This is a genomic window from Arthrobacter sp. SAFR-044 (assembly GCF_051965175.1).
Taxonomy (GTDB): Bacteria; Actinomycetota; Actinomycetes; order Actinomycetales; family Micrococcaceae; genus Arthrobacter.
In genome coordinates, this window is the sequence record NZ_JBQCMK010000001.1 from 40,541 (window position 1) to 64,838 (window position 24,298).

Annotated in this window: 19 protein-coding genes; 8 read left to right on the forward strand and 11 right to left on the reverse strand. The window is 63.9% G+C overall.

The genetic code is table 11. From position 1 onward, the window contains the following. Positions 1-352: 352 nt before the first annotated feature. Positions 353-619, forward strand: coding sequence for a hypothetical protein (locus ACTHQS_RS00200; protein WP_440164998.1), 267 nt, complete (start codon positions 353-355; stop codon positions 617-619). Positions 620-656: 37 nt separating this feature from the next. Here the strand turns inward: ACTHQS_RS00200 and ACTHQS_RS00205 are convergent, their stop codons facing one another. The 5 genes from ACTHQS_RS00205 to ACTHQS_RS00225 form a co-directional block, all read right to left on the reverse strand. After that, positions 657-1,055: a nuclear transport factor 2 family protein gene (locus tag ACTHQS_RS00205; RefSeq protein WP_440164999.1), complete on the reverse strand. Its 399-nt coding sequence runs from the start codon at positions 1,053-1,055 to the stop codon at positions 657-659. Positions 1,056-1,121: 66 nt separating this feature from the next. Then, the gene (locus ACTHQS_RS00210; protein WP_440165000.1) at positions 1,122-1,724 is read right to left on the reverse strand and encodes a TMEM175 family protein; all 603 of its coding nucleotides are present in this window, start codon (positions 1,722-1,724) and stop codon (positions 1,122-1,124) included. A 37-nt stretch (positions 1,725-1,761) separates the two neighbouring features. Beyond that, positions 1,762-2,253, reverse strand: coding sequence for a hypothetical protein (locus ACTHQS_RS00215; protein ID WP_440165002.1), 492 nt, complete (start codon positions 2,251-2,253; stop codon positions 1,762-1,764). 173 nt (positions 2,254-2,426) lie between these two features. After that, on the reverse strand, positions 2,427-5,150 hold the full coding sequence (locus ACTHQS_RS00220) for a PEP/pyruvate-binding domain-containing protein (protein ID WP_440165004.1): 2,724 nt from the start codon (positions 5,148-5,150) through the stop codon (positions 2,427-2,429). Then, positions 5,147-5,833, reverse strand: coding sequence for a DUF998 domain-containing protein (locus ACTHQS_RS00225; protein ID WP_440165006.1), 687 nt, complete (start codon positions 5,831-5,833; stop codon positions 5,147-5,149). Before ACTHQS_RS00225 ends, ACTHQS_RS00220 begins: the two co-directional genes overlap by 4 nt. Positions 5,834-6,148: 315 nt before the next feature. Between ACTHQS_RS00225 and ACTHQS_RS00230 the strand changes: the two genes are divergently transcribed. After that, on the forward strand, positions 6,149-6,469 hold the full coding sequence (locus tag ACTHQS_RS00230) for a GYD domain-containing protein (protein WP_440165008.1): 321 nt from the start codon (positions 6,149-6,151) through the stop codon (positions 6,467-6,469). Between the two features lie 107 nt (positions 6,470-6,576). On the opposite strand, the gene ACTHQS_RS00235 is transcribed toward ACTHQS_RS00230, so the two are convergent. Next, positions 6,577-7,653, reverse strand: a complete 1,077-nt coding sequence (locus ACTHQS_RS00235; protein ID WP_440165010.1) for a LacI family DNA-binding transcriptional regulator — start codon at positions 7,651-7,653, stop codon at positions 6,577-6,579. A gap of 321 nt (positions 7,654-7,974) precedes the next feature. Between ACTHQS_RS00235 and ACTHQS_RS00240 the strand changes: the two genes are divergently transcribed. The 4 genes from ACTHQS_RS00240 (at position 7,975) to ACTHQS_RS00255 (ending at position 13,659) form a co-directional block, all read left to right on the forward strand. Beyond that, on the forward strand, positions 7,975-9,162 hold the full coding sequence (locus tag ACTHQS_RS00240; RefSeq protein ID WP_440165012.1) for an ABC transporter substrate-binding protein: 1,188 nt from the start codon (positions 7,975-7,977) through the stop codon (positions 9,160-9,162). A 61-nt stretch (positions 9,163-9,223) separates the two neighbouring features. Then, positions 9,224-10,153 carry a carbohydrate ABC transporter permease gene (locus ACTHQS_RS00245; protein WP_440165013.1) on the forward strand — a complete coding sequence of 310 codons (930 nt, stop codon included), beginning with the start codon at positions 9,224-9,226 and terminating at the stop codon, positions 10,151-10,153. After that, positions 10,150-10,980, forward strand: coding sequence for a carbohydrate ABC transporter permease (locus ACTHQS_RS00250; RefSeq protein ID WP_440165014.1), 831 nt, complete (start codon positions 10,150-10,152; stop codon positions 10,978-10,980). Before ACTHQS_RS00245 ends, ACTHQS_RS00250 begins: the two co-directional genes overlap by 4 nt. Before the next feature lie 54 nt (positions 10,981-11,034). Further along, positions 11,035-13,659, forward strand: coding sequence for a family 78 glycoside hydrolase catalytic domain (locus ACTHQS_RS00255; RefSeq protein WP_440165016.1), 2,625 nt, complete (start codon positions 11,035-11,037; stop codon positions 13,657-13,659). 469 nt (positions 13,660-14,128) lie between these two features. On the opposite strand, the gene ACTHQS_RS00260 is transcribed toward ACTHQS_RS00255, so the two are convergent. Both ACTHQS_RS00260 and ACTHQS_RS00265 read right to left on the reverse strand, forming a co-directional pair. Then, complete coding sequence (locus ACTHQS_RS00260; protein WP_440165018.1) at positions 14,129-16,837, reverse strand: PEP/pyruvate-binding domain-containing protein; 2,709 nt, start codon at positions 16,835-16,837, stop codon at positions 14,129-14,131. Positions 16,838-16,846: 9 nt separating this feature from the next. Continuing rightward, entirely contained in the window at positions 16,847-17,164 is a 318-nt protein-coding gene (locus tag ACTHQS_RS00265) for a hypothetical protein (RefSeq protein ID WP_440165020.1), read from the reverse strand. A 197-nt stretch (positions 17,165-17,361) separates the two neighbouring features. On the opposite strand from ACTHQS_RS00265, the gene ACTHQS_RS00270 reads away from it, so the two are divergent. Next, on the forward strand, positions 17,362-18,996 hold the full coding sequence (locus ACTHQS_RS00270; RefSeq protein ID WP_440165022.1) for a serine hydrolase: 1,635 nt from the start codon (positions 17,362-17,364) through the stop codon (positions 18,994-18,996). A gap of 122 nt (positions 18,997-19,118) precedes the next feature. Here the strand turns inward: ACTHQS_RS00270 and ACTHQS_RS00275 are convergent, their stop codons facing one another. From ACTHQS_RS00275 to ACTHQS_RS00285, 3 genes are all read right to left on the reverse strand, one after another. Beyond that, a complete protein-coding gene (locus tag ACTHQS_RS00275; protein WP_440165024.1) occupies positions 19,119-19,868 on the reverse strand; it encodes an SDR family oxidoreductase in 750 nt (249 codons plus the stop codon). Between the two features lie 497 nt (positions 19,869-20,365). Then, complete coding sequence (locus ACTHQS_RS00280) at positions 20,366-21,022, reverse strand: hypothetical protein (RefSeq protein WP_440165026.1); 657 nt, start codon at positions 21,020-21,022, stop codon at positions 20,366-20,368. Between the two features lie 248 nt (positions 21,023-21,270). Then, the gene (locus ACTHQS_RS00285; RefSeq protein ID WP_440165028.1) at positions 21,271-21,678 is read right to left on the reverse strand and encodes an FCD domain-containing protein; all 408 of its coding nucleotides are present in this window, start codon (positions 21,676-21,678) and stop codon (positions 21,271-21,273) included. Between the two features lie 237 nt (positions 21,679-21,915). Here ACTHQS_RS00285 and ACTHQS_RS00290 point away from each other — a divergent pair, with 237 nt between their 5' ends. Continuing rightward, complete coding sequence (locus tag ACTHQS_RS00290; protein ID WP_440165030.1) at positions 21,916-24,258, forward strand: hypothetical protein; 2,343 nt, start codon at positions 21,916-21,918, stop codon at positions 24,256-24,258. Positions 24,259-24,298 lie beyond the last annotated feature (40 nt).

Here is a 24,298-nt window from a genome sequence, read left to right on the forward strand (position 1 = left end):
TGGATCCAGAGAGGAACTTCCGACGAGGCTGGCGTTACGTTGTCGGTTTAGCATTTATGCCGACACTACGGCCATGGCTATTTGACACACTTATTGTCCGCCAAGAATTCGCCTGAGAACGTAAAGTTTCATATTCTTTAGTGAATGCTTCGAAAACGTTGAGCGAGACCTGAGTGAGGATGAACGACACCTGGGTCCGGCCCCGGCGCCCACGGAGTCCAGCAACCGTCAGGCCATTTGAATCTTTCCGTCCGCGCTCCGGCCGCGATAGGCCACTATGGCATGGGGCACGATGCCGCTTCAGTAAAGCTGCGGCAAACTTGAGTCTGCTCCCAAACGAAAGCAGGACTGCGTGATCACTCTCCAGCAGGACGCCGAGGGCTTCATCCGTATGAATCGGCATTACCCGGCCAGCGTCCGCATCCGGATTGACTTCAACGACGGCAGCACCGGGGAGTTCTCCGGTCGGACGCTCAACAACGCCTACGACGCTGCGCTCGCCGAGTTCCGCGCCAGGAATGGCCTCGACGCGAAGGGATTCAACCGAACCCCCGCAAGCCGGGCCAACTCCGGCAATAAAGTGGACTTTGTTCCCGTGCACCCGGGCATGGGGGAGTAGCCGGAGCGGCCTCGAGGAAGCGGAGGCCACGAGGTGATCAGACTGCAAGGGCATCGGCGTGCCGGTGGGCCACCCGCCACTGGCCGTCCTCGCGCCGGTAAACCTGGGTTGCCCGGAGCGTGAGGTTGGTGGGCTCCCCGTCCCTGCGGAAGGAGATGCGCTCGATGCCTGCGGTGTATGCCATGTCCCCGGTAACGTCGCACGCATGCAACTCCAACTCCCATGACGTGCAGTGGGAAAAGCTGTCCTCCAGGAACCTGAAGATTTGCTCCACTTCTTCCAGCCCGTAAGCGTTGCGGAAGGCTCCCAAGATGCTCACGGGCTCGTTGCGCGACCAGATGGCCCGCCGCGGGTCTGCGTCGCCGTTGTGCAGGGCGACTTCCGCGTCATGAAGAGTCGTATTGATCCACTGGACGAAATCATCGCGGTCACTCATGGCGTCAAGGTACTCGCGCCAGATGGGCCCGGCAAGGGCGGAAAGTCCGCGATGCGGTGGCCCCGTTTACGGCTCGCCGACGCTGTCCTGGTGCGCTTCGACGACGAAATGTTCCACCCGCCGGTCAGGAACCAGCCAGACCAGCGCGACGATGGTGAAGACGGCGACTCCCAGCAGCGGCTGCACCAGGGTGAGGCCGATCCCCGTGAGGTAGATCAGCGGAGACGACTTGCCCTTCCAGTCCCGACCGACAGCCTTGGCCAGCGCCCCATCCTTCCCTTGGACTGCGATCAGCCGCCGCTCCAGGATGAAGTAGGCAATTGCGGCGCACAGCAGGTTGATCCCGTACAGCAGCACGGGGACCTGCTGGAAGCCGGACTCATCCATCCACCGTGTGGTGAAGGGGAACAGCGACAGCCAGAACAGCAAATGAAGGTTGGCCCAGAGGATACCGCCGGTCACCCGGCTGGCGAGGTGGATCATGTGGTGGTGGTTGTTCCAGTAGATCCCCACGTACACGAAGCTCAGGAGGTAGGTGAAGAGTGTGGGCAGGACGGCGGCGACGCCCGCCCACGTTGGTTCTTCCGGGGTGTGCAGTTCGAGCACCATGATGGTGATGATGATCGCCAGTACGCCGTCGCTGAAGGCCTCGAGCCGGTTTTTGTTCACCCGAATATTCTGCCCGCAAAGTCCTTCGGCCGGGGCATCAAACGAGGGTGGCGAGCCGCTTGAGGTTCGAGAATTGACGGGTCTGCATGACCCAGTGTGAGGGTTCCAGGATGGCTACGCTCATGATGGGTTTGAGCCATTTGGGCCGCAGCGCCCAGTAGCCGCTGACCACCAGCCGGGTCCGTCCGTCCGGCAGGCTGCGCACGTCGAATCCCCAGATTGAGTCGGTGTAATAGCGCGGCGGTGTCCCTGCCGGATCGAAGGGACGCCCGCGCAGATCCAGGGACATGCGGAGGCCCAAGAACCGCTCGGGTTCAAGGGCCGCGACTTCCCACCACTCGCTGCCATCCGGCTTGGCGGCCAAATGCTGGTGGAGGGCGATGTCCTGCCACTCGGGATGAAGGCTTTCAGCGCTGCGCCGGCCGAAGTTGTCGAGACGGTCCCAGCTGTACCAGCCGGCTCGGTCTGTGCCCATCTGCACCAGCCAGGGCCACACGCGGGAAGGGGGCGCATCGATATTCACGGCCATGGTCGCGCTTCGGGAGCTGTCCGGAATCAGGTTTGCGCCCGGGTAGGGCCCCTGGACTTCGCCGGGGGTCGCACCCCAGCGGAGCAGGCGGGGCCGCACAATTGACAGGTAAGCGGCTGCACAACAGGCCCCCGCACACCCTGCCAGCAATGCGCCCCTGCTCGTGTGATGTGTCATTGCACCTTCCCCTCGTACCCAGGATTCAGGTCGTCTGCGGATGAAGGCGCCCTGGAACCCGCAGGCTGCCCGGCGGCACCGGCGCTGGCCTCGATGGTGACCGTCCCGGCGTCGCCGTCCACGCTCACGTTCTGTCCGCCCGCCAGCCGCTGGGTCGCCACGCCCGTTCCGAGGACCGCCGGAATGCCGTACTCGCGGGCCACGATGGAGCTGTGGCTCAGGGGACCGCCCACATCGGTCACTACAGCGGAGGCCATTGCGAACAATGGGGTCCAGGCGGGAGTGGTCATGCGGGCCACCAGCACTTCGCCGGGCTGCATCCGGCCGAAGTCCTCGGGACCGCGCAGGACGCGGGCGGGCGCCGTCACGCGGCCGGAGCTGGCGCCCGCACCCTGGATCACGTCGCCCGCCTGGTGCTGCGGCCCGGCCGGCATCATTGAGCCGAAGGCCTTTTCCATCCATGCCTTCTGCGGCAGCATCTGCGGGGCTTCGGCCTTCGCCTGGCCGCGCCACAGCATCCTGCGTTCCTCGACGGCGGCGGCACGGACCGGCCGGGATGCACCGGCCAGGGCCACATTGGCATCCGCTTCCGCCAGCCCAAACTCCACGGCACTCTGAAGTTCCTGGAAGCGCAGCCAGAACACATCGTCCGGGGAAGTGATGACACCCGACAGCACCAGCCGCCGTCCGAGCTCGAGCAGCATGCGCCGCAGCAGCGGCCAGGCGAGTCCGACGTCGGCCAGGGCGTCCTCGCGGACCGGAGCCGTCTCCTGCGCCCACTTCAGCACCCGGAGAAACAGTGCCCGGCGCCGCGGGCCCAGGCGTGATGCCATTTCCCGGGTCAGGTCCTCCCGTCGTTCGGTCAGCAGCCGCTGCCGCTCATGCGGGTCGGTGCCCTGCCCGCGAAGGTAGAACTTCACCGTTTCCAGCTGGGCGGAGGGGTTGTCGGCGGGCACCGGGGTGGCGAAGTCCAGGTTGTAGACGGCGTGGCCGTAGAGGGCCAGATGCTCCTGGAAGGTGAAGCACCATTCCTGCCACAGGACGTCATCCACCCCGGCCGGCGCGGAACCCGTGCGCTGGCACTCGGCGAGTTCCGGCGTCGGCCGCTCCAGCAACGCCTTCACCAGCGAGGGATCGCTGCGCGCCCAGCCTGCGAGGTCGTACAGCGACTTTTCAGCGCGGATGGGCTCACTGTCGAAGCCGAGGAGGAACTCCTGGGCGGGGGGATCGCCCTCCCGCCGGACGGCCTTGTAGCAGGCCCGGAAGGAGAGTTCGCTCATGTCGGCCATCGGGATGATGGACTGCACGGCGGTGTAGTACACGGTTCCGGCGTCCAGCAGGGCCTGCACGCCCGCAAGCAGCTCGTCTCCGGCAAGCTCTGTTGGCGGTTTCGCCGACCAGTCCTTGATGATGCGTTCGTAACGTGGATGCGAGTAGTCGCGCCAGCCGGCGATGCCCATGTGCGCCGTGCCTGTGAACAGCGCCCGCATCGCAGGCACCGTCCTGCCCGTCATCCGCAGCATGGGCCAGGTGCGGTAGTAGTAATAGGCGTAGCCGTTGACGGTAGGGAAGCGGACGTCGCCGTCGCGGAGGGAGCCGGGGCCCAGCGCCTGGTTCATCAGGGCGGACAGCGAGCGGGACACGGAGCCGTCGATGAGGTCGGTGAAGAGCGGGGAGAGCGGCTCCGGCATCTGCTCCACAATGCTCGCCCTGAAGTAGAGGCCCTTGGGATAGGGCACGGGCCATTCGGTGGGGACGTCGGCTGCGGGTTCGGGCAGCGCGGTGATGGGCCGGGACTGGAGCAGGAAGAACTTGCCGTCCGCCCTGGCCCACTCGATGTCCTGCGGCGCCCCGAAATGGTCAGAGATCCGCTGTCCGTAGGTGGCGAGCCGTGCTGCCGCCGCATCGTCTAGGACCGGCGCACGACGGCGCGCTTCCGCCACCTGTTCTTCCGCCGTTCCGTTCTCCGAGGGTACGGTCATGAGTTCCTTGTCGGCTGTCTGCCGTGTAAGGACTTTGCCCGTGTGGGTGTCCACAGTGAGATCGTCGGTGGTGACCTGCCCGCTGACCACGGCCTCGCCCAGGCCCCACGCGGCGCTGATCACCGTCTGGTCGCGCCGGCCGTTCGAGGGGTTGGCAGTGAACATCACGCCCGCTGCGTCGGCCTCAACCATCTGCTGGATCACGACGGCGAGGCGCACCTGGCCGGGCAGCACGCCTTCGCGGGCACGGTAGGCCATGGCGCGCGCCGTCCAGAGGGACGCCCAGCAGTTGATGACGGCTTTGGCCAGGGCGTCCAGGCCGCGGATGTTCAGGTAGCTCTCCTGCTGCCCGGCGAAGCTGGCGGAGGCGAGGTCCTCGGCGGTGGCGGAGGAGCGGACCGACACGGCGGTGTCCCCGCCGCCAAGGCGTTCATAGGCGGACTCGAGTTCGGCCTGGATGGCGGCAGGGATCGAGCCTTTGTGGAACAGGGTCCGGATCAGCGCGGACGCATGCTCATACTCCTGGGGCGACGCATCAGGCGGCAGCGAGGCCAACTCCTGGATGGCTGCTTCCAGGTTGTTCCCGGCCATGAAATCCGCGTACGCGGCGGTGGTGAGGACCACCCCCGGCGGGACCGGCAGTCCGGCCCGGATGAGGCCGCCGAGGCCCACGGCCTTGCCGCCGGCTCCCGCGATGTCACCGCGGCCAACGTCCCCCAAGTCCATGACGTAAGTCATGACGGTGCCCCCTCACTGCCCATCTCCGTCGGCCGTTTCCACAGCACTGCCGCCAGGACCGCAACCCACAGCAGGAACGCCCCGATGCTGATGCGCTCACCAATGCCCAATACGAGGTTCGGTCCCGGGGCTGCCATGAACGCGACCATACCCATGAGCGCTGACATTGCGAGCGAAACGATCGAGTAGGCGCGCATCCGGCCGTGGAACCCTGCTGCCACAAAACACATGGCTGCGACCATGAGGGCGAGTTGAACGTTGGTGGCAACGATGTGCATGGGGATGGATGAGTCGTCGCCAAGGCGCAGCGGGAAGAGTGCGCCCATGATGTTCCAGAGCCCGTACGCGGTGAGCAGCCCGGCGCCGATGCGCAAGGCCCGGCTGCCGCGGACGGAGGTCCAGACGCCAACCCCGAACGCGGTGAACAGCACCGTGTAAAACCAGGTGAAAGGGGCCACGACCTGGTAGCCGGGGGAGCCGACGGCGAACAGCTCGCTCACCATCTGTTCGGTGCGGCGGTAGCCGGCCCATTGGGAGGCCGCGATGCCGTCGGTGAACACCACGTAAAGCAGCGACGACAGTGGTCCGGCGGCGAGGAGTGTGATGCGCAGGGCGTCACTGCGGCGGCCTTCGAACGGCAGAGCCCGTCTGTGTCCGGGGAGACGTCCTCCTGCAACTGACATGGTGGGATGTCCTCAGAACCCGCGTTCCAGCAAGCGGTCCGGCGCCGAGCACGCGGGCGTTGACCCTGGCGCCTACCTGTTCCAGCCTGTGCCGGCCGCGTGGGCACCGGTAGGGCCGAACGGCCTTGGGCTGCGGCAGGCAGCTTTTTCCGAGAGTCGGGCCTCCGTTCCCAGTGCCCTTTTCCCTAGTCCTGTTAATGGGTGTCCCTGCATCTTGACTGCTGCTATTCGGGGGAATACGTTCCGCCTTATCGGCGTCCAACCCCCGCAGTCACGAAATGAGGCGCCGCATTGAACATGCCAGGAGGAAAGACCATGCCGAAGTATTTGTTTGAAGCAACGTACGTGGGCCAGGGCATCAAGGGGCTCATGCAGGAAGGTGGTACCGCGCGGCGCGACGCCCTGACCGAGGCCCTGAAATCGGTGGGTGGAACACTGGAAAGCTTCTACTACGCCTTTGGTTACTACGACGTCCTGGGCGTTTTCGAAGTGCCTGACGATGCGAGCGCCGCAGCGCTGTCGCTGCTGATCAATTCGTCGGGAAACGTCAACGTCCGGCTGAAGCCGCTCCTGACGGTCGAGGACATCGACGAGGCCGCCAAGAAGACCCCGTCCTACCGTGCCCCGGGACGGTAGGGGAGTAACGCGCCTGGCCAGCGGGCCGGCGTCGGACATTACGACGGCGGCCTGCCGGCTTTGGGCGGATAGCTCCGCAGAAACGGAGCCAGACCGCGTTGGTGCAATTACTCGACGGGAAAGGAGCGCCGTGATGGATCGGTACTTGATGCGTCCGCCGATGCTGGAGGGCATGTTGTCTTCCGAATTATGAGCCGCGGCGGCACCAGAATGTGCTGGGATTCTTGGCGGCCTTCGATTCTTGAGAGGAGAAGTTCGGCGGCCTGTCGGCCCATCTGCACACCCGACTGATCAACTGTGGTCAGGCCGATGGGCGGAAGTGACGCGGCCGGGACATTGTCGTACCCGACCAGTGAGATGTCCTTCGGAATATCGATTCCGGAGTCAAATAAGCTCGTGAAGGCTCCCAGGGCTGCCACGTCTGCACCTCCGTGCAGGGCCGTCGGACGTTTGCCACTCGGCCGCTTGGCCAGTGAACGCCCAGCTTCCAGGCCACTCTCATATCCCCACCTTCCCGGTACATGGTCAATCCATTCGTCAAGGCCGTGCTTTCTCATCGCGATGTCGTACCCCTCGAGGCGGACGGTTTGGGGCATTCCAGGCTCGCTGGACGGTTGGGTGTTGGCAAGCATCGAAATCCGCTGATGCCCCAACGCGACCAGGTGGTCCACGATCAGCGCGCTCCCGGCGATATCATCGCTGGCCACCGTGTCGAAATGCATGGCGGGTCCATGCCGTCCCAAAACCACGACCGGAATGGTGCGGCCCAGTTTCTCCAGTTCTTCGTTGGGCCCGAAAGGGGCGATCAGCAGCAGGCCGTCCATCCGGCGGTCCACCATGGCTTCGATGAGCTTTTGCTGTGCATCGAGCCCTTGGCGCGCCTGTCCGATAAGCACTTGGTATCCCAGTTCTTCAGCGACATCGCGCACACCTTCCACAAGGACGGAGAAGAAGGTATTGGAGAGGTCGACGAGGAAGACACCCAAGGTATAGCTGCTGCCGCGCATGCCCCGGGCCGAGGCCAGGGGACGGTAGTTGAGGAGAGCCATGGAGTCCTCCACCTTGGTCCGCATGGCGGGGCTAACCCCGTAGGCGTTGCGAAGGACTTTGGAGACGGCGGCCCGGGAGACGCCGGCGTGTTCGGCAACATCACTGATAGTGGCCCGTTTCAGCTGCTCCGTCATGGCGTTCCCTTCGGTTACGAGTCCTATGCGTAATTGTAGATTGATCTACAAAAAGTCTTGGCAAGAGCTGTGACATGACTTACAGTGGACAAACGTAGACCGATCTACACAAAATACACGGGCCTGTTCGACAGCGGCAGGTTCTCTTTTGAAACGTTCCACGGCCGTTGGGTCCGTGGCTTTACGAGGAGGTAAAGATGGCCGTAAGGAGCAAGCAGCACCGGGCCGCGTTGGCCGGGGGAGTAACAGTGCTGGGCCCTGACGGGTTGCAGCGGGGGCAACAGCGGTGGCGGCGGAAACGAAAAGACCATCACCTGGCTGGTGGACAACGCGGAAAACACTGTGACGGCGGCTGAAAAGGTCGCCGAAGAGTTCACCGCGGCGAACCCGGGCATCAAAGTCGACATCGAGACCCGTCCCCAGGGCGGCGACGGTGACAACATCGTGAAGACCCGCCTGTCCACCGGTGACATGGCCGACGTATTCAACTACAACACCGGATCACTGTTGCAGCAGATTAATCCGGAACAGAACCTGCAGCCCATCACCAATGAGTCGTACCTGGGCAACGTGGCGGATTCGTTCAAGCCCGTAGTGACTTCCGGCAGCGACGTTTACGGGGTGCCTTTCAGCACCGGCATGGCCGGAGCCGTCCTCTACAACAAAAAGGTCTACGAGAAGCTCGGACTGTCTGTGCCCAAGACCTGGGACGAGTTTATGGCGAACAGCCGGAAGATCAAGGACGCGGGCATCGCGCCGATAATCCAGTCCTACCAAACCACATGGACGTCCCAGCTCTTTGTCTTGGGCGACTTCGCCAACGTCATCACCGCTGACCCGAACTTTGCCTCTGACTACACCGCAAACAAGGCCAAGTACGCTACGAACCCGGCCGCGGTTAAGGGGTTCGAGCACCTGGAGCAGGCAGCGAAGGCCGGTCTGTTCAACGAGGACTTTGCATCCACCACCTACCAGCAGGCGCAGGACAAGCTGGTCGACGGTGAGGGTGCGCAGTACCCCATCCTTACCTTCGCCTTGAACAACATTAAGGTGACGCACCCGGACAAGCTGAACGATCTGGGGCTGTTCCCGCTCCCGGGGGACGACGCTGCCAAGAACAAGTTGACGGTCTGGATGCCGGGTGGCACGTACATTCCCAAGTCCACGAAGAACCTCGAGGAAGCCAAGAAATTCCAGGCCTTCATCGCCAGCAAGGCAGGGTGCGATGCGCAGACGGCGGCAGTGGGTGCGGCAGGACCGTACCTGGTGAAGGACTGCGAGCTGCCCTCTGACGTGCCGGACGCCGTCAAGGACATGCTTCCGTTCTTCGAAGACCCGGCCAAGAACAGCCCTGCGCTGGAATTCCTGTCCCCGGTCAAGGGCCCCGCCCTTGAACAGATCACCGTAGAAGTCGGTTCGGGTATCCGTTCCGGCAAGGACGGCGCCGCCCTCTATGACGAGGACGTCAAGAAGCAGGCCAAGCAGCTGAACCTGCCTGGCTGGAACTAACCTCCCAAACCCCACAAGCCGTCCGGGCCCCGTGGCCCGGACGGTCCTTGGAGAGATTTTCATGACACTGAACACCGCACCAACGCAGCCCGCAGTACGCCACCTGGCGCCCGCCGCGCCCGCCAAGCGCCGCAAGGGCAGCTCGCCCTACCCCTACTGGTTCTACCTGCCGGCCGCGGTTATTTACACCGCCTTGTTCCTGGTTCCCACATTTGCCTCGTTCTTCTTCAGCTTCACGCGCTGGAATCTCACGGACTTCACGTTTATCGGCCTGGACAACTTCGTCCAGTTCTTCCAAGAGCCGGCGTTGCTCAAAGGCCTCACCAACACCTTCATTTACGGGCTGGTCACCTCCGGCCTCAAAGTGGTCCTCGGCATGCTCCTTGCAGTACTGCTGACATCGCAGATCATTGCCCGGGGCTACCTTCGCTCGGTGATCTTCTTCCCTGTCCTGCTGAGCAGCATTGGGGTCGGCATCGTCTTCACGGTGCTGATGGATCCTCGCAACGGCATGATCAATGAGGCGCTCGCCGCCGTCGGAATCCAGGGACCGGCCTGGCTGACCGATCCGGCCTGGGCACTGCTCTCCGTCGCCCTGGTGGACGTCTGGAAAGGCGTCGGCCTCGCCACGGTCATCTACATCGCCGGCATCGTGTCCATTCCCCAGGAATACTTCGAAGCAGCCAAAATGGACGGCGCCAGCTCCATCAAGAGCTTTTTCAACATCACCCTGCCCCTTGCCCGCCCAGCCACTGCAACGGTGATCATCCTCTCCCTGATCGGCGGACTGCGCTCCTTTGACCTGATTTGGGCCATGACCAAGGGCGGCCCCGGATTCACGTCGGACGTCATCGCGTCGGTCATCTACAAGCAATACCAGGCAGGTTTCTACGGCCTCTCCACAGCCGGGAACGTTGTCTTGTTCCTGATCGTGACGGCCATCATCCTTCCCCTGTCCATGTTCCTGAACCGCAAGGAGGTGGAACAGTGATCACCGCCGTCAGAAGGTACGCCGTTGGCATCCTGGCCATCGCAGTCACCGTCGTCGTCTTCATCATCCCCCTGCTCTTCATGGTCCTGCAGGCGGTAAAGGACCGTAAGGAAGCAGCGAAGCTCGAATTCACCTGGCCCACCAACTTCCAGTTCGTGGAGAACTTCACCCAGGTACTTTCTGCCCGGAAGTTCATGCTGGTGACAGCCTTCATCAACAGCACCATCCTCACCGTGGCGAGCGTGGCCATCCTGGTGGTCCTGGCGGCCATGGTCGCCTGGGTGCTGCAGCGCCGGAAATCCCGCTGGAACGGCGTAGCAAACTTCCTGATCCTCTCCGGACTGATCATCCCGCCGGCGATTGTTCCCACCATCTGGGTCCTTCAAGGCATCGGTTTGTTCAAGACCCTGCCAGGCCTGATCCTCATTGAGGTCGCCTTCGGCCTGTCCTTCTGCGTCATGCTCTTCAGGGCCTTCATCGCCTCCATCCCGCAGGAACTCGACGAAGCAGCCGTGATCGACGGATGCGGGCCCGTCCGGCTGTTCTTCCGGGTCATCTTTCCGCTGCTGCGCTCAGTCATCGTCACCGTCATCGTGGTGCAATCCGTGGCCATCTTCAACGACTTCCAACACCCGCTCTACTTCCTTCCGGGCGACGCGAACGCCACCGTGCAGTTGACGCTGTTCAACTTCCAGAGCCAATTCACCACGAACTACAACCTGCTCTTCATGAACATCCTGCTCATCACCATCCCGCCGTTCGTCATGTACCTGTTCTTCAACCGCCAGATCGTCGCAGGCATGACGGCCGGCGCCGTCAAGGGCTAAACGACCACAAACTGTCCAGGCCGAAGCCGGCCAAACACACCAAGGAGATTTCCCATGCCCGCCATCGTGCACCCGGCAACGTTTGAACACCTGCCCGCCACCCCTGGTGCCGGCACGCTCGGCATCGGCCTGGCAGCCCCGCGCATCTCGTGGAAGACCACGGCGGAGCCAGGCTGGAGCCAGGCCGCGTACCAGCTCGCCGTGACCACCAACGGCCGGACGTGGACCAGCGAGCGGATCGAGTCCACGGAGTCGGTCCTCGTGCCGTGGGAAGGGACTCCGCTGGATTCCGCGCAATGCGCCGAAGTAAGTGTCCGCGTCTGGGGGAGCGGGGACGAGGCGGCCAGCGCATGGAGCCGGCCATCCGCCGTCGAAACCGGTCTCCTGCGGCCTGCTGACTGGACCGCCACTGCCATCACGCCGGGTTGGGACGAAGATCCCGCAGCAGACCGGCGGCCGCCGCTGCTGCGGCGGGCGTTCACGCTTGACCGGCCGGTGTCATCCGCACGGCTGTACGTGACGGCCCACGGCCTCTACGAAATGGAGATCAACGGAACGCGGGTCGGCGATGACGCGTTGTCGCCGGGCTGGACGGTGTACGGTGAGCGGCTGCGCTACTACACCTACGATGTCACCGCCCACCTGACCGCCGGCGACAACGCCATGGGAGCGCTGCTTGCCGACGGCTGGTACCGGGGCAGGATCGGCTTCCGGGGCGGCCACGCGAACCTCTACGGAGACAAAGTCGCGCTGCTGGCCCAACTCCATGTCACCCACGACGACGGCTCCGTTACGGTGATCGGAACGGACGAGACCTGGAAGGCATCCTTCGGGCCCATCCTGCTGACGAGTCTGTACAAAGGCGAGACGTACGACGCACGGCAGCTGCCCAGCGGCTGGAGCACCGCGGCCTTCGACGGCTCCGGCTGGAAGCCTGTCGCAGGGGTCGAGCGCGATCCCCGGACACTGGTGGCTCCGGAAGGTCCGCCCGTCCGCTGCACCGGTGAGATACGCCCTGTCAGTGTGTGGACCTCCCCCTCGGGCAAAACTTTGATCGACTTCGGCCAGAACCTCGTCGGACGCCTGCGCATCACCGTCAGCGGTGATGCCGGTGCCACCGTTACGCTCCGCCACGCTGAGGTTCTGCAGGACGGCGAACTGTGCACGCGGCCCCTCCGGGAGGCCGACGCCACGGACCGGTACACCCTCTCCGGCGCCGGCCAGGAAACCTGGGAACCCCGGTTCACCATCCACGGCTTCCGGTATGCAGAGGTCACGGGCTGGACCGGCGGCGACATTGCGGCAGATGTGGTCGCCCGGGTCTACCACACCGACATGGAGCGCACGGGATGGTTCGAATGCTCGAATCCGGACCTCAACCGCCTTCACGACAATGTGCTGTGGAGCATGAAGGGCAATTTCGTGGACATCCCCACGGACTGCCCGCAGCGCGATGAGCGGCTGGGATGGACCGGGGACATCCAGGTCTTCGCCCCGACGGCCAGCTTCCTCTATGACTGTTCCGGCATGCTGTCCTCCTGGCTGAGGGATGTGGCGGCCGAACAGCTTCCGGACGGCACCGTGCCTTGGTATGTACCTGTTATCCCCGGTGGCAACTACTGGACTCCCATCCGTCCGGGAGCGGTGTGGGGCGACGTTGCAGTGCTGACCCCGTGGATCCTTTATGAGCGCTTCAACGATCTCGGGATCCTCGCGGCGCAGTATGAGAGCGCAAAGGGCTGGGTTGACCTGCTGGACCGGCTCTCCGGTGACAGCCACCTCTGGAACGGCAGCTTCCAGCTCGGCGACTGGCTCGATCCGACCGCCCCGCCCGAGGACCCGACCCAGGCAATGACGGACGCGCACCTGGTGGCCACGGCATATTTCGCGTGGTCGGCACGGAACCTCGCCAAGGCAGCTGCCGTGCTGGGCAAGTCCGCCGACGAACTGCGCTACCTCACGTTGTCGCGGGCTGTGGCGGATGCCTTTGCACGCGAGTACATCCACCCTGACGGGATCATGACCAGCGACGCCCAGACCGCGTACGCCCTCGCCATCGTCTTCGACCTGTTTCCGGATGCCGGCTCGAAAGCCCGCGCGGGCAGTCGGCTTGCCGAACTTGTGCGCGGGAACGGCAACCGCATCGGCACCGGGTTTGCGGGCACGCCGGTGGTCTCCGACGCGCTTACGCTGTCAGGTGAGATTGACACCGCCTACGATCTCCTGCTCGAAAAGGAGTGCCCGTCCTGGCTGTACGCCGTAGGCCAGGGAGGCACCACCATCTGGGAGCGCTGGGATTCCATGCTTCCGGACGGATCCGTCAACCCAGGCGAAATGACGTCCTTCAACCATTACGCCCTGGGCGCGGTGGCTGACTGGATGCACCGTGTGGTTGCCGGTTTGGCCCCCCTCGAGCCTGGCTACCGCAGGATCCTCATCAAGCCGCAGCCTGGCGGTGGCCTCAGCTGGGCCTCGGCCAGGCACGAAACGCCGTACGGTACGGCCGCCGTGCAGTGGCGGATCGACGACGGCGACCTGTCCGTCGTCGTCGAAATTCCCACCGGCACCAGCGCCTCAGTTGTGCTCCCCGGGCAGGAGCCGGTGGAAGTCGGCTCAGGACGCCACAGTTTCGGGGCTGCAGACGTCCTTTCAAACGTCGGCGGTCAAACACCTGCCTGACCGATTAGGAGATATCGCTGCGGGCAAACGCAGGCCGGTTCGACCAGACCACTGCAGTGGCAGCACCTTGGCCAGCGGGCCGCCGTCGGAAATTACGACGGCGGCCCGCCGGCTTTGGGCGGATTACTGCGGACACTGCCTGGCGGCCAGAAGGGCGAGGTCGTAGATCAGTTGCTGGACTTCGCGCTCGCGGCCGCTGACCCTGGGGACCGGTGCTTGGGAGGCTGCGGGTCCGTTCCGGGGAGGAGCGGGAACGGGCCGATGGACCGCGGGCGGCTCACTTGGGCTCGGGCGCTCCACAGCGCTGGCCCTATCAGCGATATTGCCTTCAGATGCGTCCGTGATGAGCAAGATGTTCCCCCTGGTCGAGCCTGTGAACACCATAGGAAGCGGCATCGGCATTCGGAAGGGCTTTTGTCCATTGAGGGGATTTATTGTCCCAATCTTGAGGGGAAACTGATCCTGGGCCTCACCACGCCACAGTTCCGGCGGCCCCGTCCACGGTGATGCTCTGGCCATCGCGCAGACGCACGGTGGCCTCCGCAACACCCACTACGGCGGGGATGCCGTACTCGCGGGCCACCACTGCGCCGTGCGAAATGACCCCGCCCATCTCCATCACCAGGGCACCTGCCGTCATGAACAGCGGAGTCCAGCCGGGATCGGTGGAAGGGGCCACCAGGATTTCCCCCGGCTCAATATGGGCGCCCACAGGATCCAGGACCACCCTGACTTTTCCAGTGGCGGTGCCTGCGGAGGCAGGAGTTCCGGTGAGGCGGTCCGCAGCGGCGCGGCCGGGCTGCGCGGCGGAGGCTGCCATCATGGCAGCCTCGACGTCCGTGCCGTCGGAGAGCAAAAGGCGGGGAATGCGCCGGCGCCGCAGTTCGACGTCGTACGTCCGGCGGCGGCCGGCCACCACATCCTTCAGGTCAGCGCCGCGAAGGGCCACGCGGAGTTCATCGAAGTCCAGGAAGAAGACGTCCCCGGGCGCCGCAATGGACCCTGTCCTGGCCAGTGCGTCCCCGACGGCGGTGAGCTGCCGGTGCATCTCGGCGAGGACCAGCACGATGTAGAACTTGGGCAGTTCCCGCAGCCCGGAGAGCTGGCGTGCCCGGCGCAGGCACAGGGCTACGAACCGTCCCCGGAGCCGGCTCCTGGCCGCCGCCCGTTCCACGAGTTCGCTGACCCGGGCGTCGGCGTGGCTGGCGGCACGGGCAAACTGGCGGTCAGGGGCCTGCTCCGGATCCTCGACGCGGAGATAGTTGGAGATGATCCCGAGCAGGTGGTCCGGTTCCTCGGCCCACCGCGGCATGCCCAGGTCAATTTCTGCCACGGCACGGTGGCCGTACTTGGCAAGGAATGCCTGCAGTTCGGCCTGGGCGGCGCGGGGCAGGGTGCCTGCCTTGTAGCGGGCCGCCAGCTGGTCCGGCCGCAGCTCCGCGAACACCGTGCGGGAGTCCTGGTCCCGGCCAAGGGAGACTGCCAGGTCCCACAGTTCCAGGTCCATTTCGGTGGTCACGTTGTGGGGAAGCCCCCGCAGGACCGCTTCCAGCTCGCGCGGCCTGGCAATCCCGCGCAGCAGCCGGCGCGCGGCGGCCAGCATCAGGTATCCGGCAGAGGGGCCCGGCAAGGTGTACTGGATGATCCCGTTGACCGTGCCCGCCAGGATGTCCTCCGCGTGCTGCAGCCGCTGCGCCGGAGTGGCGGGCAGGGGGAGTTGAAGCTGGGCTTCCAGCCGGTCCTGGTAGCGTCGTGCCCTGCGCAGTTCGGCGTCCGGCCTCAGGACCGCCCTGGCCATGGCCGGGAGGAGGCCCGCGATCAGGGCGAGGCTTCGGCTTGCTTCGGTGCCCTGTGCCTTTGCCCCGGCGGAAGGCTGCCGGCGCTTCCGGCCCGGTATACGGAGAGCTGTCAGGCGGGCGGGGCGGACAATGCTGAACCGGGGATCGTCCAGCAGCGCTGGAAGGACCGCGGCGGACCTCCCGTCCGCCAGGGGCAGCATCTTCACCAGCCATCTGCGGCCGGATTTGTTGCGGACCACGGCCGTCAGGTCGACGTACATGCGCAGTCCCGGGTTCACGTACTTCCACGGTCCCTTGCTGTTCCTCATCAGGCCCAGCACGGACAAGCCCATGGGCGTGATGGGGCGGGTCAGTCCCTGCAGCAGGGTGCCGCAGAGATAGACACGGGTTGCTTTGCGGTCTCCGCTGGACGGTTCGTCCTCCGGGAGCGGATACAGCGTGGTGATGGGCCGCGACTGGGTCAGCCACGCCGTGCCGCCGGGGTCGATCACCCATTCCACATCCTGGGGCCCACCCAACAGCCGCTGGGCAGCGTCACCCAGTGAGGTCAGTTCCCGAAGCTGTGCGTCCGTCAGGCCGGACGCACGGTCCTGCGGCGCCTGGAGGACCGTGCCCCGCGCGGTCTCCACCCGGAAATGGTCGGGATTCACCGAGCCGGACACCACCGCCTGGCCCGGCCCCTGGCTGGCATCGATGACGGTTTCCGTCCGCGTGCCGGTCACCGGGTTGGCGGTAAAGAGCACGCCCGCCGCAGCGGCGTCCACCATGCGTTGAACGACGACGGCGAGACCCACCTCCCGCTGGCTGATCCCGTTGGTTGCGCGGTAGGCCACGGCGCGGTCGGTCCAGAGCGAGGCCCAGCAGCGCCGGACGGCCTGGACGACGGCGTCGGCGCCGGCCACGTCCATGAAGGAGTCCTGCTGCCCGGCGAAGCTGGCAAAGGGCAGGTCTTCGGCAGTGGCGGACGAGCGCACCGCCACCGGCCCGCCTCCCATGGCAGCGTACGCGTCACGGATGGCGGTCTCGACGGCCGCCGGTACCGGCGCTGCCGCCATGGCCTCCCGGGCTTGGCGCGCGAGCTGGTTCCGGTCGTCGTCCGTAAGGCCGCGCCCGCCGTCGTACTCGGCCTTCGTGTCGGGTGCGGCGGCCCCGTCCAGGCGGGCAGCGATGGCGTCTACTTCCTTGGGGGCGGCCTCCCGGTACGCGGCGGTGGTCAGGCAAAAGCCGGGCGGAACCGGAAAGCCTGCCGCGGCAAGCCGGCCGAGGTTGATCGCCTTCCCGCCTACGGTCCCCAGCGACGCTGACGTCACGTCGCCGAGGGCAACAACCAGTCCCGTACCGTCGGCGTCCCGGTCCGGAGCGGGAGTCAGGGAAGCCATGTCCTGCTGCTAGGCGTTGTTTGCCCCTTCTCCTGTGTCCTCCCACATGACATCCAGGTTGTGGAAGATCACGGGTCCGTCGCACAGTTCCGCCATCCGCGCAGCGAACTCCGACGTTTCCGGCCGGCCGGAGTTCTCAATGGCCGAGTCGAAGGAATCGAAGTCCACGATGGTGAAGTAGTGCCCCGGGTGGTCCCGGTCCGCGGTGGCCACAATGTGGCGGAAGGTGGCCGGCGTGCTTCCCTCGATGCTGGAGGGCCGGCCCAGCTCTTCGATCTCCTTGATGCGGGAGGACGTGAATTCGATGATCTGCACAAACCCGGCCATGATGGCTCCTCGACGGCGGTGGACGCTGATGCGGATCACGTTAAACCCAGCGGCGGCCTGCGCACAGGGGAGAAAGTACCCTACTTTGGCAGCAGCGCCGTGCCCGTTGCGCGGTCCGGCCGCGGGGTCCACTATTAAGGCGCGGGACGGCTGGGGCCTCATGAAAGTGCTCACCGCCTGAGGAACAAGGATTCGTCATGACCAGTGATTCCCTACTCCCGACCCGACGTACGCTCCTCAAGACAGCCGGGATCGGCGCCGCCGGAATGCCTCTCCTGGCCGCCGGCAGAGCACCGCAACCGGCGTTCGCGGCGGTGCCGACGGCGCTGCTCCCTGCTCCGCCCGGCCAGGTTCCGCCGCTGCTGGACCGCGCCAAGGTGGACCGCGCGCTGGCACGGCTGGACGAGTTCGCCGGGTACGCCATGGCCCAGACCGGGCTTCCGGGGCTGGCCGTCGCCGTGGTGTACCAGGACGAGGTGCTGTACTCCAAGGGCTTCGGCGTCCGGGAAGCGGGCAAGCCCGGGAAGATCACGCCGGACACCGTGTTCCAGGTAGCGTCCGTGTCCAAGCCCCTGGCCTCCACCGTCATTGCGGGCGTGGTGGGCCGGGAGGTCATCGCCTGGACGGACCCTGTCATCAAGTTCAATAAAGACTTCGCACTCAACGACGATTACGTCACCCGGAACGCCACGTTCGCCGACCTGCTGTCCCACCGCAGCGGACTCCAGACCGGCGCAGGTGACCTGCTCGAGGATCTCGGCTTCGACCGGGACTACATCCTGTCCCACCTCCACCAGCAGCCCCTGGATGCGTTCCGGTCCAGCTACCACTACAGCAATTTTGGATTCACCGAGGGCGGCCAGGCGGCGGCCGACGCCATGGGCACCGCCTGGGAAGATCTGGCCGGCACCATCCTGTTCAGCCCGCTGGGTATGACGTCCTCCAGCTACAGGCTCACGGATTACGAAAAGGCTGCCGACAAGGCCGTCCTCCACGTGCCGCTTGGGGACAGGGTTTGGGCGGCAAAGTACCGCCGCGACCCCGACGCCGAGGCACCGGCCGGCGGCGCCAGCTCGTCCGTGCGGGACCTGGCCCAGTGGCTTCGGCTGCAGCTGGGCAACGGCACCTACGACGGCAGGCCGGTGATCGATGCCACAGCCCTCCAGACCACCCCTATTCCGCACTCGGTCTCCGGGCCGGCGTTGGCGCCCGCGGCCCGGTCGCGTTTTTACGGGCTGGGCTGGAACGTCTCCTACGACGATGAGGGCCGGGTCCAGCTGGGGCACTCCGGTGCCTTTAACCTTGGTGCGGCCACCGCCGTGTCCATGCTGCCCGGCGAACAGTTGGCCATTGTGGCCCTGACGAATGGCCGGCCGCAGGGGATTCCGGAAGCCATCAATGCGGACTTCATGGACACTGCCCAGCACGGCTCTCCCACGGTCGACTGGCTGGCCTTCACCGCGGCCATCTTCAGGCAGCAGGACGAGGCGGACAAACCCGAGGTCGATTACACGAAGGTCCCATCCAACCCGGCTCCCTCCCGGCCGGGCGCGAGCTACACGGGCACATATGACAACCCCTACTACGGCCCGCTACTGGTCTTTGAAAGGGACGGCCAGCTGGGCATGAGGGTGGGGCCGGACAACAAGCCGACGACGTTCGCCCTCACCCACTTTGACGGCGATACCTTCAGCTTCGAGACCATCGGCGAGAACGGCAACGGCCTGGCAGGGGCGATCTTCACGGCACGAGGCCGCGGCTCCTCGCAGCAGGTCACCCTGGACTTCTATGACAGGACCGGATTGGGAACGTTCACCAGGCGCCGGGGTTAGGCGGCGCTGCCGCTCCTTTGCCGCACTCGGAATTCGTTGAGCTCGGCCCCGCCGTCTTCGCTCCCCTTGCAGACGTCAAGGACTGGGAGCTTGAGGACGGGTAGGCCAGGGGAGCGTCGACTTTAGACGGCATCGATGGCGTCGAGCCACTCCAGGAACGTCTGGCGTCCGACGGCGGAACCCGGCGCCGGGATCAGGGAGCCGTTGCGCATTGCCTTGCCCATGGGGCCGGGAAGGGGCAGCGGAACGATCCGTTTCTTCTGCTGCGTCCTGGCTAGATAGGCCGCGACCAGACCTTTCAGCTGTTCGGTCCGCGGGCCGCCGAGGTCAGGAATTCGGCCCCTCGGTCCGGCCTCGGCCGCGTCCACCAGGGCCGCAGCCACCTCCTTGGCCGCCACCGGCTGGGTGGACATGGCGGGCACGAAGACCAGAGGGCCCACCGAGGCGGCCTTGATGGACATGGGCACGAACTCGTGGAACTGGGTGGACCGGAGGAGGGTCCAAGGAACGCCGCCGTGCCTGACTTCGTCCTCCTGCACCAGCTTCCCGGCGTACAGTCCTGAGTTGGCTTTATCGATGCCCACAATGGACAGCGCCACGTGGTGCTTGACACCGGCTCTCTTCTCGGCCGCCAGCAGGTTCTGGGTGGCGTTGGTGAAGAAATCCACGGCCTTCTTGGTGGACGTAGTCTGGATGCCGGCGACGTCGATGACGGTTTCGACATTCTCCAGTGCCTGATCGAGCCCGCGCCCGTCGACCAGGTCCACCCCCTCCGCGCGGCTTAGGCTGACCACGTCGTGACCCCGTTCCCTGGCGATGGCCACAACGTGGCGGCCCACAGTACCGGTTCCACCTGCAACGGCAATCCTCATGGAAGAAATCCTAAGCCGGTCCTAAGACAAAAGCCGGTGGGCTGCTTTGCCCTCGTCATGCGGCAGCCGCAAATCAACCGGTGCTCATCGACTCAATCACGCGCTGTATACGCTTCGGGTCCGCTTTGGCGCGAAGGGCGCGCCCGGTCTGGGCGCGCCCTTCAGTGTGGCTGTGGGACATCGTCCCAGGCTGCGTGGGAGTTGCTTTAGAGGTGGCGTCGTGTACGTGCTGCCTCTGAAGCCATAGTCATGGCTAGTCTTGCACTTCTGCGTCCTAGCCACCACCGGGCAAGTACTCCGCTGGTACGACAAATGAATCTCAACAAAGCTCGAGGGCCTGAGCCCGGCGCAATACCGTGCTCAGGCCCTGGCGGCTTAGGGTATTACTTAGCCAGTCCAACTTTCGGGGACTAGTTCAGCTGCGGGACGTGCCATTCGCAATTTACGCCTGAAGACGAGCACGCCGCCTAAAAGGTGTACTGCTTTAGTCCGATCGCCTATTGAACAGGTGCGCCGAAGTACATGATTTCTTTGTTGACCTCGTTGCGAGTGGCGAAGCGGCCGCCCGGCACAGCGGTGCTGGGAACGTGTATCGCGAAACGTCCGGTGGACTTTACTCCAACCTGGGCAATGACCTCTGGCTGGCCAATCCAATCCTCTTTCAGAACAACCGCAGCGTTATCATCGTTCCAAATGTCGTAGATTTTGCCATCGCTTCCGATGAAGATCGGCATCACGGACGTCGGCGACAAAGGTTTGCCAGCGTCCGCCGTGCGGAGATTGTCATTCAATACCGAAGTTATGCGACCCGCAACGTACTGCCAGCCTTCTTTGACTTCGTTGTACGGATTGTCTGCGAGTACCTGTTCCGTCCCATTGGTGGTCGTTTCGGCGATCGTTACATTCCAGCGACTATTGGTTCCGGAGCGGGCGAGTATTCCGAATTCATAAGGGTGGCCTGACGTGCCGTCCGGTCCAGAAGGTGCTGAGGGGGTTGGCGTCGTCGAAGATGAGAGCGTTTGAGATGGCGACGCAGTCTGCGAGGTAGGAGTCTGTGTTGCGGACTGCTCAGATGTAACAGGAGCTGGACTGGCGCACCCGGCCAGCAAGACTGCGCCCAGCGAGGCAGCCGAAATGATTGCGGAGTATTTCATTATTCCCTCAGGAGATGCGTGATAAGACAGCTCATTCTATGGGTGGCCGGCAACAGCAATGTAATGGGTAATAAGTGTTAATTTCCCGAATGGCGGGAGTTCGTTGTGGCGCCCCGGTGCCGTCATGTCGGCTCATGTTCTCGTTGAAATCGCTGCACTACCATTCAGGAAAAGCGCTGACGTCAACCTCGAACATCTGCTTGGGCCAGTAAGCCATGGACTTGCGCCCGAAAGTCGGGCGTGACGACTCAAGCTGTGCCCGCCAGACCCATAAACATCGTCCGGTGCAGGATGTCCACGTGCTTCCGGGAGACCTCCAAAGCTTCCTCAACGCGGCCGGCACGGAGGGCCGCTATCAGGGCGATGTGGTCAAGGTTCGACGTGTGCAGCTTCTCGATCGGGTAGGGGATGAAGCAGTCGTACAGTTCTGCAAGGGTCTGGTGGTAGACCTCGACGGCGGTGTCCAGGCAGGATGCCGTGCCCACCAGTTGATGGAACTGCTCGTCCATCCGGTGGTAGTAGGACCGGTCGCTCGACTCAGCCATCTTCTGTGTCAGCCGTTCCAGCTCATCCAGCTGCTCCGTCGTGGCGTTCACCGCCGCATAATGGGTGACCGCGCATTCAAACAGCAGCCGCCGATCCACCAGCCGGTTCACCGCCTGGGACTCCGCGGCGGACCCAGAAAGTTAAGCGAGAACCTCGACAGGCGGCGCATCCGCCTCGAACGTTCCGCCGGCCCGGCCGCGGCGACGCACCACCAAAGCCGGAGTTGCGTTGGTGCTATTTCGCGCGTTTACGCTGAGGAAAAAATCCATAGTTTCCTGTTGAGATTTTATATGCATCGAATTTGCCAAGAGTAGACCGACGGCTCGGTGGCGCGTGATAGTAGTGGCATGACAGATGCAGATCTTCGCCTCCGCCTCGCCACCCTTCTACTTGAGGCGTTGGAGATTGGGAGCGGCAAACAAGAATGGGATGTGGTGGATGAAGTCTTCAGCACATTCAACCTCAATTGGAATGAGATTGAGGGCACTTTTCCTCACAGCCTTCCTGGGCGGGCGGATTTATTGCGGGTGCATGCTGCCCGTGAATTAGCGAAGGCCGTACCAACAGCACAGGATCTACTGAATACAGTCGTCCGGTGCGGAGGAAGGTTCGTCTCGATGCTCGAAGAGACATATGCGAGGTTGGCCCGCCACGCGGCGACGACATCTGGGGCATCGGAGACGTTCCGGCTGGAGCGGAGCGGGGTTGATGAAACACAACTGACCATCAGTCCGGCCTTCCTCGAGCAAGTGCACCTCATGATGGAACGTATTCGGCGCGTTCCGCTGGGGGTGATTGATGAAGCCGCTCTCGCCTCATTTACACTGTGGGATAACGGCGAGTCATACGGGCGTTGGCCCGTGTTACCAGACGCTGATACTGACAGGCTCCTAAACGCGGCACTGAATCTTTCCTGGATTGGCCCTATCATCCAGCAGCGAGAAGCGACGGACTCTTCATGGGGAGAAGCCGCCTCCCATTGGTCGGAGGCGAATCTGGCTGCGGCGCGGCTGGTATCGGCGGCCGAAGCAATTGTTAGCTCCCATGGCGCTCACTTGGATGCTCTAAGTGACGTCGACCCAGCGAGTGTCGCCCGGGAAGTCTTCACAGGCAACGCCTTCACTCAGAGGGAAGGTGTCCGCGCAGCAGAAATCGACCGTTTCAGGGCCACTCGCTTTTTTGGCACAACTGCTCTGTCTGGTTTCGTGCACGGCATTGAAGATCAAAGCGCTGTTGGTTTGACGGACAATCTAAAGCCTGTGGTTATTCAGAAGACTAACGACTTCTGGCCTCAGACAGGGGTTGGTGGTCTCGCGGCCTTCGTAGCCATGTGGCGACTGGGCCTTTGGGCAGAGAGGGAGCAGGAAAACCCCGCCAACACGCGTCGATTTAGCGACCCGATGATCATGACGGGGTGGCTCTCGTGGGTGGCATCTGCTTGCACAGAGGCGACAGCTTGGCTGGAAGACGAGATCCTCCAAGTTACGACAACGGCAACCGTAAATGAGCGGGTCGATGTTCTGAAGGAGTTCCTGAACCTTCCTCTGTGGCGGCAACGTAACCTGCTTTACGAAGTCTGGGTCCTCTGCGTGACGCTTGATGCCTGCGAAGTTGCGGGGTGGACGGTAGAGCTAACCGGCTTGACAGAAGTTGAGGGGGCGTGGGTCATCTCCGTTGGGCCGACCGCTACGCCAACAGCAAGACTTCGCCTATCCGCTGATGAGGAAATTTCACTTGATGTCTGGCGTGAACCTTCTCGCGAGACATCAGATGCAACATTAACGCCGGATTTGGCTGTCTCCACTGTGGGTCCGTATTGCCGGGACCTACTCGTGGTGGAGGCGAAGGACCGAGTAAAAATGGGAGTCGGGAAGGAATTTGGGGCTGGACCAACATTAGACAGGCTGCAGGCTGGCCAACGCACAGCTCTGGCCGTCGCCCAGAGATATGCCGTAGGCCTTCGAGCGAATGCGACCTGGGTTTGCAACCACTGTGACTTCCGCCAAGGTGCAGACCCGGCCGTTAACCACGGTGACGCGTGGACGGAGATCCACCTCGCAGACAATTTTCGTCCCGGTGAGGTCCCCGAAGCTTTCAACCACTCAGTGAAAGCGGCCTTGGAGCTCCCACCAAAAAGAGACATAGCCAAAGAGCAGCCGAAAGTAGCATCGGGGTTGCTGATGGTGGTGGATGTAACCGCGAGCATGCAGCCTCGGCTGTCAGAAGTCTTCGAGAAGCTCTTAGCGCCCGAAGTGGGGCAGTTCGGAACCTACCGCGCTGTACTCTTCAGCGATCACGGGGATGGTGAGCCTTTCCTTGTGCGTAAATTGGGTCCCTTTCCCGACGCAGCAACGATGGTAGAAAGTGTTCGCGTCCAACCAGACGGGGGCGGCGGGGACATTGAAGAGGCGCTTGAGGACGCGATGCAACGGTGCCGGGAACTGGTGTACGACATAGGCCCTCAGACGATTTTGATTCTCACGGACGCGCCGCCGCACAAAACCCAGAATTGTCCCTATGAGATCGATTTCACCACCGAAGTCCGAGCTTTGCTCGACCTGGGATGCGACATACTGGTCGCAAATGACTGGCTAAAATCGGGAGATCTCACGTGGATTGATTTTGCGGGAATGGCCAACTTTCGGCTTGCCCCGCTGCAGGTTTTGATTTCAGCCGGCCAAGCCCATTAGAGGACGGCAAATTTGCCCGCCGCACTGCTGTGCCACTGGT